This is a genomic window from Sagittula stellata E-37 (genome assembly GCF_039724765.1).
GTDB classification, from domain to species: Bacteria; Pseudomonadota; Alphaproteobacteria; order Rhodobacterales; family Rhodobacteraceae; genus Sagittula; species Sagittula stellata.
Genome location: NZ_CP155729.1, coordinates 297,123 through 314,163 on the forward strand (window position 1 = coordinate 297,123; position 17,041 = coordinate 314,163).

16 protein-coding genes are annotated in these 17,041 nt (G+C 60.2%); 8 read left to right on the forward strand and 8 right to left on the reverse strand.

Annotation, left to right across the window (positions count from 1 at the left end; all coding sequences use genetic code 11):
* Nucleotides 1-121: 121 nt before the first annotated feature.
* Entirely contained in the window at nucleotides 122-2,755 is a 2,634-nt protein-coding gene (gene mutS / locus ABFK29_RS01480) for a DNA mismatch repair protein MutS (RefSeq protein WP_005858468.1), read from the forward strand.
* Nucleotides 2,756-2,794: 39 nt separating this feature from the next.
* On the opposite strand, the gene ABFK29_RS01485 is transcribed toward mutS, so the two are convergent.
* Together ABFK29_RS01485 and hrcA are read right to left on the reverse strand one after the other, a co-directional pair.
* Nucleotides 2,795-3,358 (reverse strand): nucleotide exchange factor GrpE, encoded by a 564-nt coding sequence (locus tag ABFK29_RS01485; protein ID WP_005858470.1) that lies wholly within the window; start codon nucleotides 3,356-3,358, stop codon nucleotides 2,795-2,797.
* A gap of 3 nt (nucleotides 3,359-3,361) precedes the next feature.
* Nucleotides 3,362-4,426, reverse strand: coding sequence for a heat-inducible transcriptional repressor HrcA (gene hrcA, locus ABFK29_RS01490; RefSeq protein ID WP_005858472.1), 1,065 nt, complete (start codon nucleotides 4,424-4,426; stop codon nucleotides 3,362-3,364).
* A gap of 107 nt (nucleotides 4,427-4,533) precedes the next feature.
* Between hrcA and rph the strand changes: the two genes are divergently transcribed.
* From rph to hemW, 3 genes are read left to right on the forward strand one after another with little or no spacing between them, the layout of a single operon-like run.
* Entirely contained in the window at nucleotides 4,534-5,247 is a 714-nt protein-coding gene (gene rph, locus ABFK29_RS01495; protein ID WP_040604480.1) for a ribonuclease PH, read from the forward strand.
* Nucleotides 5,244-5,855 (forward strand): RdgB/HAM1 family non-canonical purine NTP pyrophosphatase, encoded by a 612-nt coding sequence (gene rdgB, locus ABFK29_RS01500; protein WP_005858476.1) that lies wholly within the window; start codon nucleotides 5,244-5,246, stop codon nucleotides 5,853-5,855. Before rph ends, rdgB begins: the two co-directional genes overlap by 4 nt.
* A complete protein-coding gene (hemW, locus tag ABFK29_RS01505; RefSeq protein ID WP_005858478.1) occupies nucleotides 5,848-7,005 on the forward strand; it encodes a radical SAM family heme chaperone HemW in 1,158 nt (385 codons plus the stop codon). The genes rdgB and hemW overlap by 8 nt, the downstream gene beginning before the upstream one ends.
* Here the strand turns inward: hemW and ABFK29_RS01510 are convergent.
* The 6 genes from ABFK29_RS01510 to rho are packed head-to-tail and all read right to left on the reverse strand — an operon-like array spanning nucleotide 7,002 to nucleotide 13,799.
* Nucleotides 7,002-7,910 (reverse strand): ParB/RepB/Spo0J family partition protein, encoded by a 909-nt coding sequence (locus ABFK29_RS01510; RefSeq protein WP_040604481.1) that lies wholly within the window; start codon nucleotides 7,908-7,910, stop codon nucleotides 7,002-7,004. The two genes, hemW and ABFK29_RS01510, sit on opposite strands and share 4 nt — an antisense overlap.
* Nucleotides 7,911-7,936: 26 nt before the next feature.
* A complete protein-coding gene (locus ABFK29_RS01515) occupies nucleotides 7,937-8,746 on the reverse strand; it encodes a ParA family protein (RefSeq protein ID WP_040604528.1) in 810 nt (269 codons plus the stop codon).
* A complete protein-coding gene (rsmG, locus tag ABFK29_RS01520) occupies nucleotides 8,739-9,356 on the reverse strand; it encodes a 16S rRNA (guanine(527)-N(7))-methyltransferase RsmG (RefSeq protein WP_005858484.1) in 618 nt (205 codons plus the stop codon). Before rsmG ends, ABFK29_RS01515 begins: the two co-directional genes overlap by 8 nt.
* Nucleotides 9,356-11,233 (reverse strand): tRNA uridine-5-carboxymethylaminomethyl(34) synthesis enzyme MnmG, encoded by a 1,878-nt coding sequence (gene mnmG / locus ABFK29_RS01525; protein WP_005858486.1) that lies wholly within the window; start codon nucleotides 11,231-11,233, stop codon nucleotides 9,356-9,358. Before mnmG ends, rsmG begins: the two co-directional genes overlap by 1 nt.
* 3 nt (nucleotides 11,234-11,236) lie before the next feature.
* Nucleotides 11,237-12,520, reverse strand: a complete 1,284-nt coding sequence (gene mnmE, locus ABFK29_RS01530; protein WP_005858488.1) for a tRNA uridine-5-carboxymethylaminomethyl(34) synthesis GTPase MnmE — start codon at nucleotides 12,518-12,520, stop codon at nucleotides 11,237-11,239.
* A gap of 7 nt (nucleotides 12,521-12,527) precedes the next feature.
* Nucleotides 12,528-13,799 carry a transcription termination factor Rho gene (rho, locus tag ABFK29_RS01535; protein ID WP_040604484.1) on the reverse strand — a complete coding sequence of 424 codons (1,272 nt, stop codon included), beginning with the start codon at nucleotides 13,797-13,799 and terminating at the stop codon, nucleotides 12,528-12,530.
* A 537-nt stretch (nucleotides 13,800-14,336) separates the two neighbouring features.
* On the opposite strand from rho, the gene ABFK29_RS01540 reads away from it, so the two are divergent.
* From ABFK29_RS01540 to dnaQ, 4 genes are read left to right on the forward strand one after another with little or no spacing between them, the layout of a single operon-like run.
* Nucleotides 14,337-14,936 carry a Maf family protein gene (locus ABFK29_RS01540; RefSeq protein WP_005858492.1) on the forward strand — a complete coding sequence of 200 codons (600 nt, stop codon included), beginning with the start codon at nucleotides 14,337-14,339 and terminating at the stop codon, nucleotides 14,934-14,936.
* On the forward strand, nucleotides 14,933-15,766 hold the full coding sequence (locus ABFK29_RS01545) for a shikimate dehydrogenase (RefSeq protein ID WP_005858493.1): 834 nt from the start codon (nucleotides 14,933-14,935) through the stop codon (nucleotides 15,764-15,766). Before ABFK29_RS01540 ends, ABFK29_RS01545 begins: the two co-directional genes overlap by 4 nt.
* A complete protein-coding gene (coaE, locus tag ABFK29_RS01550) occupies nucleotides 15,763-16,356 on the forward strand; it encodes a dephospho-CoA kinase (protein WP_005858495.1) in 594 nt (197 codons plus the stop codon). Before ABFK29_RS01545 ends, coaE begins: the two co-directional genes overlap by 4 nt.
* The gene (gene dnaQ, locus ABFK29_RS01555; protein ID WP_005858497.1) at nucleotides 16,349-17,038 is read left to right on the forward strand and encodes a DNA polymerase III subunit epsilon; all 690 of its coding nucleotides are present in this window, start codon (nucleotides 16,349-16,351) and stop codon (nucleotides 17,036-17,038) included. Before coaE ends, dnaQ begins: the two co-directional genes overlap by 8 nt.
* Nucleotides 17,039-17,041: the final 3 nt, after the last annotated feature.

The window sequence follows — 17,041 nt, forward strand, 5'->3', positions numbered from 1 at the left end:
CGACCATTTCAGGTGCTAGCGCGACCATTGTGGCGACAGTGTCCCGCCTGTGCCCGAACCGGCCCTTTCACAGCGCGACCGGACTGATATACGGCTTCGGACCAAGCGGAAGGAAAGGCCCATGTCCAACGTCACACCGATGATGGCACAATACCTGGAGATCAAGGCGCAGTACCCTGATGCGCTGCTGTTCTACCGGATGGGTGACTTCTACGAGATGTTCTTCGACGACGCCGTGGCGGCCTCGGAAGCGTTGGACATCGCCCTGACGAAACGCGGCAAGCACGACGGCGACGATATCCCGATGTGCGGGGTCCCGGTGCACGCGGCAGAGGGCTACCTGCTGACGCTGATCCGCAAGGGATTCCGGGTCGCCGTCGGCGAGCAACTGGAAAGCCCCGAAGAGGCGAAGAAACGCGGCTACAAGGCAGTCGTGAAACGCGACGTCGTGCGGCTGGTGACACCCGGCACGCTGACCGAGGACACGCTGCTGGAGGCGCGTCGGCACAATTTCCTCTGCGCATTGGGCAATGTCAGAGACGAATGGGCGCTGGCGTGGACCGACATTTCGACCGGCGCGTTTCACGTGATGCCGCTGGGACAGGCCCGCATCGGCGCGGAACTGGCACGTCTGGCCCCGTCCGAAGTCCTGGTGTCCGAAAAGGTCGACGAGACGCTGCGCGACGTGCTGGGCGATCTGGGGATCGAGGCAACGGTTCTGGGGGCGGCATCGTTCGACTCCGGCGCCGCCGAGCAACGCCTGTGCAGCACCTTCGCCGTACAGACCTTGGCAGGGTTCGGGTCGTTTTCGCGGGCGGAACTCTCGGGGATGGGCGCCCTTGTCGATTATCTGGACATCACCCAGAAGGGGCAGCTGCCGCTGCTTCAGACGCCCCGGCAGGAGGCTGGCGCGCGGCTGATGCAGATCGACGCAGCGACGCGCCGGAACCTTGAACTGACCTCTGCCATGTCCGGCGGCCGGTCAGGATCGCTGCTGGCGGCGATTGACCGGACCGTGACATCGGGCGGCGCGCGACTGCTGGAGCGGCGGGTGTCTTCTCCCTCTCGCGACCTGGCAGTGATCGAAGAGCGGCTGGATGCGGTGCGTTGGGGCGTCGAGGGGTCGTTCTCGGACGCGCTGCGGGAGCTGCTGCGTCGTGTCCCGGACGTCGAGCGCGCCCTGTCTCGGCTAGGTCTGGACCGGGGCGGCCCGCGCGACCTGACGGCGGTGCGCAGCGCCCTGACCCAGGCGCAGACGATCTGTGAACGGCTGGACGGTGTGGAGCTGCCGGCCCTTTTGCGGCGGAGCAGAGACGCATTGTCGGGGCACGATGCCCTGTTGGAGGTGCTGGACGCGGCCCTGATTGTAGAGCCGCCACTGCGCGTGTCCGATGGCGGCTTTGTCGCGCAGGGGTACGACGAAGCGCTGGACCAGGCCCGTACCCTGCGGGACGAGGGCCGTGGCGTCATCGCACGGATGCAGGGGGAGTATGCCGAAGAGACCGGGATCAGTTCGCTCAAGATCAAGCACAACAACGTGCTGGGTTACTTCATCGAGGTGACAGCCACCCATGCCGACAAAATGCACGCCCGCAGCGACCGGTTCATCCATCGCCAGACGACCGCCAACCAGGTGCGCTTTACGACGACCGAACTGTCGGAGCTGGAAACACGCATCCTGAACGCCGGAGCTGAAGCGGCCGCAATCGAAAAGCGGCTCTATGACACCCTGAGACATGAGATTCTGGATAGGGCAGGGGTGCTGGCCGAGGTTGCATTCGCGTTGGCGGAAATCGACTTGGCGCTTGGTCTGGCAGAACTGGCGCGGCAGCGGGACTGGTGTCTGCCCAAGGTCGACGACAGCCGTGCCTTCGATATCGAGGCCGGGCGGCATCCGGTGGTAGAAGCGGCGCTGCAGAAAGCCGGGGAGCCCTTCATCGCCAACGACTGCGCCCTGAGCGCAGAAGGCGATGCCGCTTCGGTGCGCTTGCTGACCGGCCCGAACATGGCCGGCAAATCGACCTATCTGAGGCAGAATGCGCTGATCGCGCTTCTGGCGCAGATCGGGTCATACGTTCCCGCGCGTTCGGCGCATATCGGGGTGGTCAGCCAGATCTTCAGCCGGGTCGGGGCCTCCGACGATCTGGCGCGGGGGAGGTCGACCTTCATGGTCGAGATGGTGGAAACAGCCGCAATCCTCAATCAGGCGGACGATCGCGCGCTGGTCATCCTTGACGAGATCGGTCGCGGAACGGCCACCTACGACGGGCTGAGCATCGCCTGGGCCACGCTGGAACACCTCCATGAAGTCAATCGCGTGCGCGGTCTGTTCGCCACGCACTACCATGAACTTACCGTGCTGGCGGGAAAGCTGCCCGGCGTGAAAAACGCCACGGTGGCGGTCAAGGAATGGGACGGCGACGTGATCTTCTTGCACGAGGTGCACGACGGTGCCGCCGACCGGTCCTACGGTGTCCAGGTCGCACAACTCGCCGGGTTGCCCAAGGCCGTCATAACGCGGGCCCGCGACGTGCTGGAAGCGCTGGAGAAGGGAGAGCGGGAACGCGCGTCGCCCAAGGCCTTGATCGACGATCTGCCGCTGTTCTCCGCCGCGGCGAAGACACCGGCGCCCGCTGTTTCACGGGAAACACCTTCGGCGGTGGAAGAAAAACTTGCGGCGATCACCCCGGATGAGATGTCGCCGCGGGAAGCGCTTCAGATGCTCTACGACCTGAAAGCGCTGATGAAGGGGTGAAGGTGGGTCACCGACCCACCTTGCCAGGACCTTAAGACGTCACTTTGCCGGGGTGGAGCTGACACCGACCTGCGCGGGGCGCAGGAGACGGTCATGCAGCATGAAGCCCTCGGCAGAAACCTGGATGATCTCGCCGGCCGAGGTGCCCGGCACCGGGGCTTCGAACATCGCTTCGTGCAGTTTCGGGTCGAATCGCTCGCCGATTTCTGGCGACACGCGGGTCATGCCGTGACGATCGAAGACGTTCATCAGCTCTTTCAGCGTCAGCTCGACACCTTCAACGAGTGCGGTCGATGCGTTGGAGCCGTCTTCCTTCGCCGCAAGCAGGGCGCGGTTCAGGTTGTCGTACACGGGCAGCAAGTCGCGTGCGATGCGGGAACCGCCGTAAGCCTGTGCTTCCTGCCGGTCCTTGGCGGCACGCTTGCGCGCGTTTTCCGCGTCAGCCAGGGCGCGCATGAAGCGGTCCTTGTAATCGTCGCGTTCCGCGCGGAGGGCGTCCACTTCCGCGGCCTCGTCGTCAATCTCTTCCTCGGCACCGGCATATGTTTCGGCTTCGGCGCTTTCGACATCGTCGAGGAATTGCTCTTCTTTCGGATCTGCCATTCTTCACCTCTGGCTCCGGTCGGTGATCAGCTTGCCGACCAGTTGCGCTGTATAATCCACGATCGGGACGATGCGCCCGTAATTCAGACGGGTGGGTCCGATGACCCCGACGGCACCGATGATCTTTCGGTCTGCGTTCATATATGGAGACACCACCAGAGAGGAACCCGAAAGTGAGAAAAGTTTGTTCTCTGACCCGATAAAAATGCGCACCCCTTCGCCGTCTTCGGTCAATTCGAGGAACTCTGCGATATCCCGTTTGCGTTCGAGGTCGTCGAACAGGCTGCGGATTCGGTCAAGCTCTTCTTCTGCCGACTCATCGAGAAGATTCGCCCTACCGCGCACGATCAGCCGTTCGGAGTTGCGCCCCTCGCCGTCCCAGATGGCGATGCCCGCGTCTATGAGATCTGCAGCGAGCGTGTCGATTTCCCGGCGGCGGGCCTTGACCTCTTCCTGCATGACCTTGCGAAGATCGGAGAGTGTGCGGCCCTCGGCCAGCGCATTGATGAAATTCGCCGCCTCGCGCATCGCGGAGGGAGTCAGACCCGGCGGCGGTGTGAACACACGGTTTTCCACGTGCCCGTCGGCGAAGACGATGACCACCAGTGCGCGGTCCTGAGCGAGCGAGACGAAATCGATGTGTTTCAGCGGTGCCTCGTGTTTCGGGGTCAGGACGAGAGAAGCGCCGCGCGTGACGCCGGAGAGGGCAGAGCCTATTTCGTCCAGAAGGCCGCCGACGTCGCCGCTGCGTCCAACCGTGGCGTCCAGCTTTTCACGGTCGCTGTTGTCCAGATCGCGCACTTCCAGAAGGCCGTCGACGAACATGCGCAGACCAAGCTGCGTGGGCACGCGGCCTGCGGACACGTGCGGGCTGTCGAGCAGGCCGAGGAATTCGAGGTCCTGCATCACGTTGCGAATGGTCGCCGCCGAGATACGTTCAGAGAGCATGCGGGTTAGGCTGCGCGACCCGACGGGTTCGCCGCTTTCGAGGTAGCCCTCGACGACCCGGCGAAAGACTTCGCGGGATCGGTCGTTCAGCTCGGACAGAATTTCGTTTGCTTCGGCCATACTTGCCCCTTTGCTCGTCATTAAAGAGCATGTCGGACGCGCGTCAATCGGGGTTGCGCTTACGGGTGCGCCCTGTCTATCCCGTGAGAAACAGGAAAGGACAGACCATGCGACCGTCGGGACGAGACTTAAGCGAGATGCGCCCGGTTTCAATCGAAACCGGAGTAACGAAGCACGCAGAGGGCTCTTGCCTCATAAAGATGGGCGACACGCATGTGCTCTGCACCGCATCCCTGGAAGAGCGCGTGCCGCCCTTCGTGAAGGGCAGCGGGCAGGGCTGGGTGACGGCGGAATACGGCATGCTGCCGCGCTCCACGTCGTCCCGGATGCGGCGCGAGGCGGCAATGGGCAAGCAGGGCGGCCGGACGGTCGAGATCCAGCGCCTGATCGGCCGCGCCCTGCGCGCGGGCGTCGATCGCAACGCTCTCGGCGAACGGCAGATCACCGTGGACTGCGATGTGATCCAGGCGGATGGCGGCACGCGCTGCGCGTCGATCACCGGCGGCTGGGTGGCTTTGCGGCTGGCGGTCAACAAGCTGATGAAGGCCGGTGACATCGTCACGGATCCGCTGATTTCCGAGGTCGCGGCCGTGAGCTGCGGGATCTACGCGGGGCAAGCGGTGCTGGATCTCGACTACCCCGAGGACAGCGAAGCGGGCGTTGACGGCAACTTCATCCTGCGTGGCGACAACGCGCTGATCGAAGTCCAGATGAGCGCCGAAGGCTCGGTCTTTTCCCGCAACCAGATGACGCAACTGATGGACCTCGCCGAGAAGGGCGTGGTGGAACTGGTTGCGGCGCAGCGGGCAGCGGTGAAATGACACGCAAGTTCGAGGGCGAAAAACTTCTCGTTGCGACCCATAACCAGGGGAAGCTGGAAGAGATCGCCGATCTTCTGAAACCGTTCGGGGTCGAGGTCGTGGGTGCGGCGGGCATGGGTCTGCCGGAACCCGTCGAGGACGGCACGACCTTTATCGAGAACGCGCGGATCAAGGCCCACGCCGCAGCCAAGGCGACAGGTCTGCCCGCATTGTCGGACGATTCCGGGATCGAGATCGACGCGCTCGACAAGGCGCCGGGGGTCTATACGGCGGACTGGGCGGAAACCGAGACGGGCCGCGACTTCGTTATGGCCATGACCAAGTCGCACGATCTTCTGGTGAAATCAGGCGCACCGGAGCCCTGGATCGCGCGGTTCTGTTGCACGCTGGTCCTTGCCTGGCCCGACGGTCATGACGAAGTGTTTCCCGGCAAGATGGAAGGCCGTGTGGTCTGGCCCATGCGGGGGGAACAGGGGCATGGCTACGATCCGATCTTTCAGCCGGAAGGCTACGATGTGACCTTCGGCGAGATGGATCGCTGGGAAAAGAACAAGATCAGCCACCGTGCCGATGCGTTCCGCAAGTTCGTCGACGGCTGTTTTGCCTGAGAACTGGCAGCAGGGGGGCTTTGGGCTTTACGTGCATTGGCCGTTTTGCGAGGCCAAATGCCCCTACTGCGACTTCAACAGCCACGTGGTGCGGGAGATCGACCAGACCCGCTGGGCGGCGGCCCTGGCCTCGGAAGTGCGGCGCGTGGCGGCAGAGACTTCGGGGCGGGTTCTGGGGTCGATATTCTTCGGTGGCGGCACCCCATCGCTAATGGCCCCGGAGACCGTCGCGGCTGTGATCGACGCGGCCCGGGACGGCTGGACCTTCGGCAACAACATCGAAATCACGCTTGAAGCCAATCCACGCTCCGTGGAGGCCGCCCGGTTCGAGGGCTACGCGCGGGCGGGCGTCAATCGTGTGTCGCTGGGCGTACAGTCTTTGCGGGAACCGGACTTGCGCAAACTGGGTCGGCTTCATGACGTGACAGAAGCGCGCGCGGCCTTTGCCATCGCACGTCAGGTCTTTGACCGCGTGAGCTTTGACCTGATCTATGCGCGGCAAGGCCAGACATTGGCCGGTTGGGAAGAGGAATTAGGTGAGGCGCTCGACATGGCTGTCGACCATCTATCCCTTTACCAACTGACAATCGAGCCTGGGACGGCCTTCTGGGACCGCTCACAAGCGGGCAAATTGCGCGGGTTGCCGAGCGACGACCTGGGCGCCGATATGTACGAACTGACGCAGGAGATGTGCGCGCGTGCCGGCATGCCGGCGTATGAAGTGTCAAACCACGCGGGCGCGGATGCGGAATCCCGTCATAACCTCGTTTACTGGCGATATGGCGACTGGGTCGGTGTCGGACCCGGCGCGCATGGGCGGTTCGATCTGAACAGGCAGCGGATGGAAAGCGTCGCCTGGAGAATGCCGGGCCGATGGCTTACCGCCGTGGAAGAGGTGAAGTCTGGCGACGAATTGCGCTCATCCGTCGATGGCAACGATCAGGCGATCGAATACCTTATGATGGGGTTGCGCCTATCGGAGGGTCTGGATCTGGCGAGATTACACCAGATGTCGCGCAATGTGGCTACTCTGAAGCAAATCAAGGATCTACAAGAGATGCAGCTTTTGGAGGTGTACTCCGGGAGGTTGGTCGCGACCCCCCGGGGACGTCTGGTCTTGAACTCCGTGATCGAGTCGCTGCTGCCTTAGCGATAGGTGCTTAGCAGCCCGCAGAGCGCATCGAGATGCTCCAGCGTGTCGTAGGAAATAGAAATCCTACCCTTCTCTTGCCCTGGCTTGTGATCGATCTGCACCTTCATACCAAGGGCAGCGGAAAGGTCGCCTTCAAGTGCTTTGGTGTCAGCGTCCTTTTCCATCTGGAATGCGCCGTCTGTCGAAGGCTTTCGCGGCTTGTCCGGGTTCGGTCCGGATTTGACGAGCTTTTCCGTGTCGCGGACCGAGAGACCCTTGTCCACAATTGTCTTTGCCAGAACCTCCGGGTTGGGAGCCGTAATCAGCGCGCGGGCGTGACCGGCGCTTAGAGTGCCTTCGGAGACCATGCCTTGGACGCTTTCGGGCAAGTTCAGTAACCGCATCAGGTTGGCGATGTGGGAACGGCTCTTGCCGAGCGCTTCGGCCAACTTTTCCTGCGTGTGGCCGAACTTGAACATCAACTGCCGATAGCCAGCCGCCTCTTCCATGGGGTTAAGATCGGCGCGTTGGATGTTCTCGATGATCGCGATTTCGAGCACTTCGGTGTCGTTGAAGTCACGGACAAGAACCGGAACTTCGTGCAGCTGTGCCATCTGCGCGGCGCGCCACCGGCGTTCGCCCGCAACGATCTCATACATGCTGGGATCGTCCGGATCCTGCCGCACGATGAGAGGCTGGATGACGCCCTTTGTACGGATGGAGTTCGCGAGATCGTCCAGATGTTCTTGCGTGAAGGTCCGGCGCGGCTGATCGGGATTCGGGCGCAATTGCTCGATCGGGAGCAGGCGGTCCGGACGGCGGGGTCCTTCCTGCGGCGCGCTGTCCGGAGCCGGAGTCACGTCAGCCATCAACGCAGACAAGCCACGGCCGAGGCCACGACGGTTTTCTTTCTTTTCTGCCATTTGAGCCTCCTCTGTCACGCCGACCATTAGGCTGCGTGCTTTTCGTATTTTTTGATGAGCTCCGCCGCCAACGCCCGATAGGCCTGAGCGCCTTTCGAGCCCGTATCATAGGCCAGGACGGGCAGGGCATAAGACGGCGCTTCGCTGACGCGAACGTTCCGGGGAATAACTGTGCTGAAGACCAAGTCGCCAAGGTTAGAGCGGGCGTCGGCCTCAACCAGTTGCGACAGGTTGTTTCGCGCGTCGTACATCGTCAGGACGATGCCTTCGATACGCAGGCCCGGATTGGCGGACTGGCGGACTTCGCGGATGGTCAGCATGAGTTGAGAAAGACCTTCGAGCGCGAAGAACTCGCTTTGCAGCGGCACCAGGACAGAATGGGACGCGACCATCGCATTGACTGTCAAAAGGTTGAGCGAGGGCGGGCAGTCGATCAGGACAACATCGAAGTCCAGTCGGGACATGGCGGGTTGCCGCAAAGCGTCATGAAGGAGGTAGCTGCGCTTTTCGTTGGAGATCAGTTCAATGTCTGCCGAGCTGAGGTCGACGGTCGCCGGGATGAGATGAAGATTGTCCGTAGACGTCGAAAGGATAACGGAGTCCAGATCGGCTTCGTCCAGGAGGAGTTCATATGTCGTGTATTCCCGGTCCTCAGGCTCAATGCCCAGACCGGTCGATGCGTTGCCTTGAGGGTCGAGATCGACGACCAGAACCTTCTGTCCCAGTTCGCACAGCGCGGCGCCCAGGTTGATCGTCGTGGTCGTTTTGCCGACACCGCCTTTTTGGTTGGCAACGGCGATTATTCGAGGCCCGTTCGGCCGAAGGGGGTCAGTCATGTGCGAGATCTCGTATTTCCAGAACGACGGCATCTGCGTCTGTCTTGCTTGTATGCGCAGTATAGCGGAATTGCCATTCTGCGCGTGCATCTTCGACCTCTTTTCCCCAGTTTTTGCCTTTCGGGAACAGGGCCACGCCCGTCGACATCAAATGGTGGTCGGCGAATTGGCAAAGTTCCAGAAGAGGCGCCAGTGCGCGGGCCGTCAAAATGTCTGCCTGCAACGGTTCAACGTCCATAATCCGTTTGGAAAGAACTGTGCCTGAGATCTCTGTCTCTCTTAGGACCGTGCGCAGAAAGCTGGCCTTGCGTTGATCGGATTCGACGAGTGTTACCTTGAGATTTGGGCGCGTCTCGGCAGACAAAATCGCAATCACAAGGCCGGGAAATCCGCCGCCGGAACCGAGATCGACCAAGGTCCCGGCATCTTCTGGCATCAAATCGACAAGTTGTGCGGAGTCGAGGAAGTGCCGTTTGACCGCATCGTCCAAAGTCTTCGGGGACACTAGGTTGATGACAGTGTTCCACTTTTTCAAGAGCGATAGGTATTGCTCCAGTTTCAGCGATGTTCCACGTGAAACATTGGCCATTGTGCCGAGGTTCAATTCCATCACGCGACCGTCTTGCGCTCGCCTTGACGCAGTTTTGCGAGAATGAGCATCAAAGCTGCGGGGGTCATGCCTTCGATGCGGGACGCCTGGGCAATGGATTCAGGGCGCACGTCTTCCAGCTTCTTACGAAGCTCATTCGAGAGGCTCGGCAAGGAACCGAAATCGAAATCCAACGGTATCCGGACGGCTTCATCACGCCTCAGTGTATCCACATCCTTTGCCTGACGATCCAGATAGTTGGCATAAAGCGCCTCTTTCTCAATTTGCGCACCCGTCTCTTCGTCAATTTCCAGGAACGCAGGTTCGAGCTGAGAGAGATGCCCAAGCGTAACATCCTTGAACGACAGGAGTTGGAACCCAGATCGACGCGCGCCGTCCTGATTGACCACAATTCCCAACGTCTTAACTTGCGACGGCGTAAAAGTCGTTTCCTCGAGCAATTGCCTACCCGACGACAAAGCTTCCATTTTTCGCGTGAACGAACCGATCCGACTTTCTGACGCGATGCCCAAGTCAATAGCCTTTGGCGTAAGCCGTTGATCGGCATTGTCCGCCCGAAGAGACAAACGAAACTCGGCCCGACTGGTGAACATACGGTAGGGCTCCGTCACCGAGCGCGTCGTGAGGTCGTCGATCATCACACCAATATAGCTGTCCGTCCGCGAGAAATTTATCCGATCACGTCCAAGGGCGAAGGCCGCGGCATTCAAACCCGCAACGAGGCCTTGAGCGGCAGCCTCTTCATACCCCGTGGTGCCATTGATCTGCCCAGCCAGGTACAGCCCTTCTAGGTCCTTTACTCTCAACGTGGAATCGAGAGAGGTCGGATCCACGAAATCGTACTCGATCGCGTATCCCGGCTGGAGGATTTCGACCTTCTCAAGCCCGGTTATACTGCGAACGTAGTCTTCCTGCACGTCAGCCGGAAGTGACGTGGAAATGCCGTTCGGATAAACGGTGTCTGTGTCAAGACCTTCTGGCTCCAGAAATACCTGGTGAGACTCCTTTTCGGCGAATCGCACGACCTTGTCCTCTATGGACGGGCAGTACCTGGGTCCGGTTCCCTCAATATGCCCCCCGTACATGGCCGACCGGGAGAGGTTCTGCCGAATGATGTCATGGGTTCTTGCGTTCGTATGGGTGATCCCGCATGAGATCTGCCGCGCCAGCGGTGCCTTCGACAGGAAGGAGAACAGGACCGGGTCATCGTCGCCCGGCTGCTGTTCCAGTGCATCCCAAGAAATTGTCTTGCCATTCAGCCGCGGAGGCGTGCCGGTCTTCAGTCGGCCGAGCGGAAGTTTGAGTTCCTCGATCCGTTCCGCCAACCGAACTGCGGGATCGTCGCCGACACGTCCGCCGGGATAGGACCTGTCCCCTATGTGGATGATACCACGTAGAAAAGTGCCGCTGGTCAAAACAACGGAACCTGACGAAATTCGCTGACCGTCTCTTAGAACGACCCCGGCAACGCGACCGTTCTCGATGGTAAAATCGACAACTTCGGCTTCCACGATCTCCAAGTTCTCGATGGCGGTAAGCTCTTCCTGCATCTTGAAAGCATAAAGCTTGCGGTCTGCTTGGGCGCGCGGCCCTTGCACAGCAGGGCCCTTGCGGCGGTTCAACAGCCGGAACTGAATCCCGGCATAGTCGGCCACGCGCCCCATAAGACCGTCCAGGGCGTCTATCTCACGCACCAGATGCCCTTTGCCAAGGCCGCCGATTGCAGGGTTACAGGACATCACGCCAAGATCGGACTTCTTGAGAGTTACGAGCGCGGTCTTAGCGCCCATGCGTGCGGAAGCCGCAGCAGCGTCAGCGCCGGCATGCCCCGCGCCTACGACAACAACATCGAACGTCGTTTGTTTCACGTGAAACACTCCTCACTTCCCGATGCAAAACGAAGAGAATATCTCGTCCAGCAAGTGCTCAACTTCTACCCTTCCGACGAGGATCTCCAGTTGGCGAATCCCCAAGCGAATATCCTCACTCAGAATATCCACTTCACTCATACCGCTTTCCAAACCGGACACAGCTCGCTCAAGAAACATCTGACTACGGACCAAACTGTCACGGTGCCTCTCACGAGAAGTCAGACTCATCCCGGCGGTTCGCTCCAAAAGCTCTTCGGCAATTTCGGACAAAACGCGCGCGACACCATAGCCGGTCCGACCGGAAAGCCCATCATCCAATGATCCCGAGTCATCTTTCGCCCAGCGGACCACGTCCCCTGATCGTACGCCAATTTCGGGCTGACCGCCACGCTCCACAAGGTGAACCCTGAGGTCAGCGGCTTCTGCCCGCCGACGCGCCAGATCGATCCCAAGACGTTCAACCGGATCCTCCGTTTCGCGCAGCCCGGCGGTGTCAAGAAAGGTGACCGGCAAGCCTCCTACGTCCATACGCACCTCGATCACATCGCGCGTTGTCCCCGCGATTTCCGAAGTGATCGCCGCGTCGCGACCTGCCAGATTGTTCAACAGGGTGGACTTCCCTGCATTTGGCGGTCCAACAATCGCTACCTCGAACCCCATCCGCACACGTTCCGCCGCATCCAACCCGCGCAACTCCGCCTGAATATCGGACAGAACATCCTTAAGCAGGCCGACAACTTCGCCAGCCACATCGACAGGCACATCCTCATCTACGAAATCGATCGTCACTTCCAGCAAGGACGCGGCGCGCACCAGCTTCTGACGCCATTCGGACACCCGACCCGACAATGCGCCGGACAGTACAGCAAGCGCCTGCTTTCGTTGGCCTTCCGTTTCCGCTTCGATCAGGTCGGCCAGCGCCTCCACTTGGGTGAAATCCATGCACCCGTTTTCCAGGGCACGCCGCGTGAATTCTCCTGGCTGTGCTGGGCGACACCCTTCCAAAAGCGACAACTCAAGAAGTATCGCGCGAACGACGGCGATGCTTCCATGTAGATGAAACTCTGCAGACTCTTCGCCTGTAAAGCTCGCACCCGCCGCAAAAACCACAACCATGGCTTTGTCGACGTGCGCGCCAGACGTATCCCGCAAAGTACGCAAGACCATGCGGCGCGGCTCGGGAACCGATCCCGCAAGCGCCTTCACGGCCTCCCAGGAACGATCTCCGGACACGCGGACCACGGCGACACCGGACCTGCCCGGCGCCGATGCCAAGGCAAAGATCGTATCCATCGGCGTATCAGCTGTTCATAGAATCGAAGAATTCGGAGTTGGTCTTCGTCTGCTTCAGTTTCGAAAGGAGGAACTCAATGGCGTCGGTTGTACCCATCGGGTTGAGAATCCGACGCAGAACGAACGTTTTCTGAAGATCGATCTTGTCGATAAGCAGATCCTCTTTCCGGGTGCCGGACTTGAGAATGTCGATGGCAGGGAAGACCCGCTTGTCCGCCACCTTGCGGTCCAGAACGATCTCGGAGTTGCCCGTGCCCTTGAATTCTTCGAAGATGACCTCATCCATACGCGATCCCGTGTCGATCAGCGCAGTTGCAATGATGGTCAACGACCCGCCTTCTTCGATGTTACGGGCGGCGCCAAAGAACCGCTTGGGCCTTTGCAGCGCGTTTGCATCGACACCACCGGTCAGAACCTTGCCCGAGGACGGGACAACAGTGTTGAAGGCTCTACCAAGTCTTGTGATAGAGTCCAAAAGGATAACGACATCTCGTTTATGTTCGACGAGACGTTTGGCCTTTTCGATCACCATTTCGCTGACAGCAACGTGACGCGTGGCAGGTTCGTCGAAGGTGGACGAAATGACCTCACCTTTCACCGAACGCTGCATGTCGGTGACTTCTTCCGGGCGTTCGTCGATCAGGAGAACGATCAGGTAGCATTCCGGGTGGTTCTTTTCGATGGACGCCGCGATGTTTTGCAGCAGAACCGTCTTACCCGTGCGCGGCGGCGCGACAATCAGCGACCGTTGTCCCTTACCGATGGGACACACCAGGTCGATGATACGGGCGGAGCGATCCTTGATAGTCGGATCTTCGATCTCCATCTTCAGCCGTTCGTCCGGATACAGCGGCGTCAGGTTGTCGAAAGCGATCTTGTGACGCGCGCGTTCCGGATCCTCGAAGTTGATCGCACCCACAGACACCAGGGCAAAGTAGCGCTCCTCGTTGTCAGGTGCGCGGATCTCGCCCTCGATGCTGTCACCCGTCCGCAGAGAGTGTTTCCGGATCATGTCGGGTGACACGTAGATGTCGTCCGGACCGGGCAGGTAGTTCGCCTCCGGAGAGCGGAGAAAACCGAAACCGTCCTGAAGCACTTCCAGAACGCCGTCCCCATAGATCAGCCAGCCCTCGTCGGCACGCTCCCGGAGGATCTGGAACATCATCTCGCCCTTGCGCATGGTCGAGGCGTTCTCGATCTCCAGCTCTTCCGCCATGGCCAGAAGGTCCTTGGGGCTTTGGGCTTTCAAATCGGCAAGGTTCAGTTTTTCTTCGCTCATACGCCACATCGCGACAACAAGGCGTGTCGCGCTTTCTTCGTTTCTAGGGAGAACATGATCCAGAACAGGACCGGGAGAGAGGTAGTCTCTCCGACCCTCCGAAGTCAATGCCCGACTTAGGGCCAGGCTTCGGGGGCCACCCAAGATACTTAAAATAGAAATTTAGAAAGGTATTTGAAGATGTATGGGGGGCTTGGTTCTGTGGATTAAGGAAACTTTAACACACTTACAAACATGCCACGAGTCTATGGAAAACTTGGTGGATCGTCTCGGGACGTCTGAGAATTCTTCTCAGAAAATCATTATATAACAGTAACTTGTAAAATTTCCGGTGTGTCTGTCCAGGCTTGGATAAGACCGGGATGTCCTGTCGCTGACGACGTTTGTCACGCGGTATGAGTTATCCGTGTCAACATGGGCAAGCCCTGCGGAACAGGACATCGGAAATCGGGGTCTTTCCCGCGCTTGCATGTAGAACCGTTTTTTCGCACAAACGTCATCGATCCAGCCCACACACTCATACCAAGATTTATCCCCATGAAAGAGGACCTGATCCTCGCTTCCAGCTCCGAAATCCGCGCCAGTCTGCTCCGGTCCGCCGGTCTGAAGGTTGCGTCGGATGTTGCTCGAATCGATGAAGACATGATTCGGGAATCGCTGTTGGCCGAAGGCGCCACGCCGCGGGACATCGCTGATACCCTGGCAGAGGCAAAGGCGCAGAAGGTGTCGGGACGACACCCTGAGACGCTTGTCCTCGGATGCGATCAGGTTCTGGCTTTCAAGGGTGCGATCCTGTCGAAACCTTCCAGCCGGGAAGAGGCGCGCGAGCAACTTGCCGCCCTGCGCGGTGAGACACACCAACTGCTTTCCGCTGCCGTCATCTATGAAGATTCAAAGCCAATATGGCGTCACGTGGGCACTGCTCGGCTGATGATGCGCGCTTTTTCAGACGCTTACGTCGAAGACTACCTCGACAGAAACTGGCCGGATATCGGTACGTCGGTCGGTGGATACAAGCTTGAAAAGGAGGGTGTGCGGTTGTTCGCCCACGTCGATGGCAGCCACTTCACAATCCTCGGTTTGCCTTTGCTTGAATTGCTCAACTTCCTGTCCGTCAGAGGAACCATCTCCGCATGACCCTGCCTCGAATTCCCCTCGCCGCCGTCATCGGCAAGCCCATTGCGCACTCGAGGTCCCCGCGCCTGTTTGCGCATTGGCTCAGGAAACATGGCATCCCGGGGCACTATATTCCGATCGAGGTTCCTGCCGACAAACTGGCTGAAACCATCCGGCTTTTGCCCGACCTGGGGTTCATGGGCGTCAATGTCACGATCCCCTACAAGGAGAAGATCCTCGAAATCGCCGATCTCGCCTCTGACCGGGCGACGCTGATCGGGGCCGCCAACACGCTGATCTTCCGTAAGGACGGGATGATCCATGCAGACAACACCGACGGCTACGGCTTTTCCGAAAATCTCAGACAGTCGGCGCCGGACTGGGATCCGACTGCGGGCCCAGCGGTGGTTTTCGGGGCAGGGGGAGCGGCCCGCGCGGTCATCGCGTCGCTGATCGACGTGGGGGTGCCCGAAATCCGGCTGACCAACCGGACGCGGGTGCGTGCCGAACAGCTCCGGTCTGACTTTGGCAATCGCGTGCAGGTGCATGACTGGGTCCAGGCGGGCAACATCATCGAAGACTGCCGGACTGTGGTGAACACCACGTCGCTCGGCATGACCGGCAAGCCCGAGTTTCGCGTCCCGCTCGATGCGCTGGCACCGGACATGGTGGTGTCCGACCTTGTCTATACACCCCTGCAGACCCGTCTGCTGCGGGAGGCGGAACAGGCGGGCAGCACAGTTGTCGACGGGCTTGGCATGTTGTTGCATCAGGCGGTGCCCGGTTTCGAGCGGTGGTTTGGCACCCGCCCGGAGGTAGACGAGGCGACACGCGCTGCCGTCCTGCGATGAGGTTCAAACTGGGACTGACAGGGTCCATCGGTATGGGCAAATCTTCGACGGCCGCGATCTTTGCCGCCGAGGATTGCGCCGTTTGGGATGCCGACGCTGCAGTGCACCGGCTGTATTCCGCCGGAGGCGCTGCGGTCGGCCCGATCAGCGCGCGCTTTCCCGAAGCGGTCCAGAACGGCAAGGTTTCTCGCGACGTTCTCAAGACGATCATCGGCAGCGATCCAGAAGCGTTGCCCGATCTCGAGCGGATCGTTCACCCGCTGGTCCAGGCCGACCGAGAGATATTTGTTCGGGACAACGCCGACAAGATCGGGGTGTTCGACATTCCTTTGCTTTTCGAGACGGGCGGCGATGCAGAGATGGACGCAACCGCCTGCGTTTTTGTTTCACGTGAAATACAGCGAGAGCGGGTTCTGGCCCGTGGCACGATGACGGAAGCCGATCTTCAGCGCATTCTTGCCCGGCAATTGCCGTCCGAGGAAAAATGTGCCCGGTCGACATGGACCATCGAGACAGATACGCCTGAACACGCGCGCGAACAGGTGTTGCGCATCCTGAACGAGATCGAGGAAAGGCTGACCGATGCGTGAAATCGTACTCGATACGGAAACCACGGGGTTCGAGCCGGAGCAGGGCGACCGCATCGTCGAAATCGGGGCCGTCGAGTTGTTCAATCACGTTCCGACCGGCGAGACCTATCACCAGTACATCAATCCTGAACGGTCAATGCCGCAGGAGGCATTTGCCGTTCACGGGCTTGGCGACGATTTCCTCCGGGACAAGCCGGTCTTCGCCAAAATCGTCGATGAGTTCCGCACCTTCATCGGAGACTCGAAACTGGTGATCCACAACGCGGCCTTCGACGTGAAGTTCCTCAACGCCGAACTTCGCTGGGCCAACCGTCCAACCCTGGCGAAAGATTGCGCCATCGACACGCTGGATATTGCCCGGCGGAAGTTCCCGGGCTCGCCTGCGTCGCTCGACGCGCTTTGCCGCAGGTTCGGGATCGATAACTCCTCCCGGACCTTGCACGGCGCCTTGCTCGACTCCGAAATCCTGGCAGAGGTCTACCTCGAACTCATCGGTGGCAAACAGCCCGATTTCGGTCTGACGTCCGCGTCCAACACGCCGAGTGTCGGTGAAACAGTGACGAACTGGCGCCCGAAACCAAGGTCCACACCCTTGCCGTCGCGCCTGACGGACACGGAAAAGGCGGCTCACGCCGCCTTTGTCGAGAAGCTCGGGGAAAACGCGATCTGGAACCGGTCCTGATCG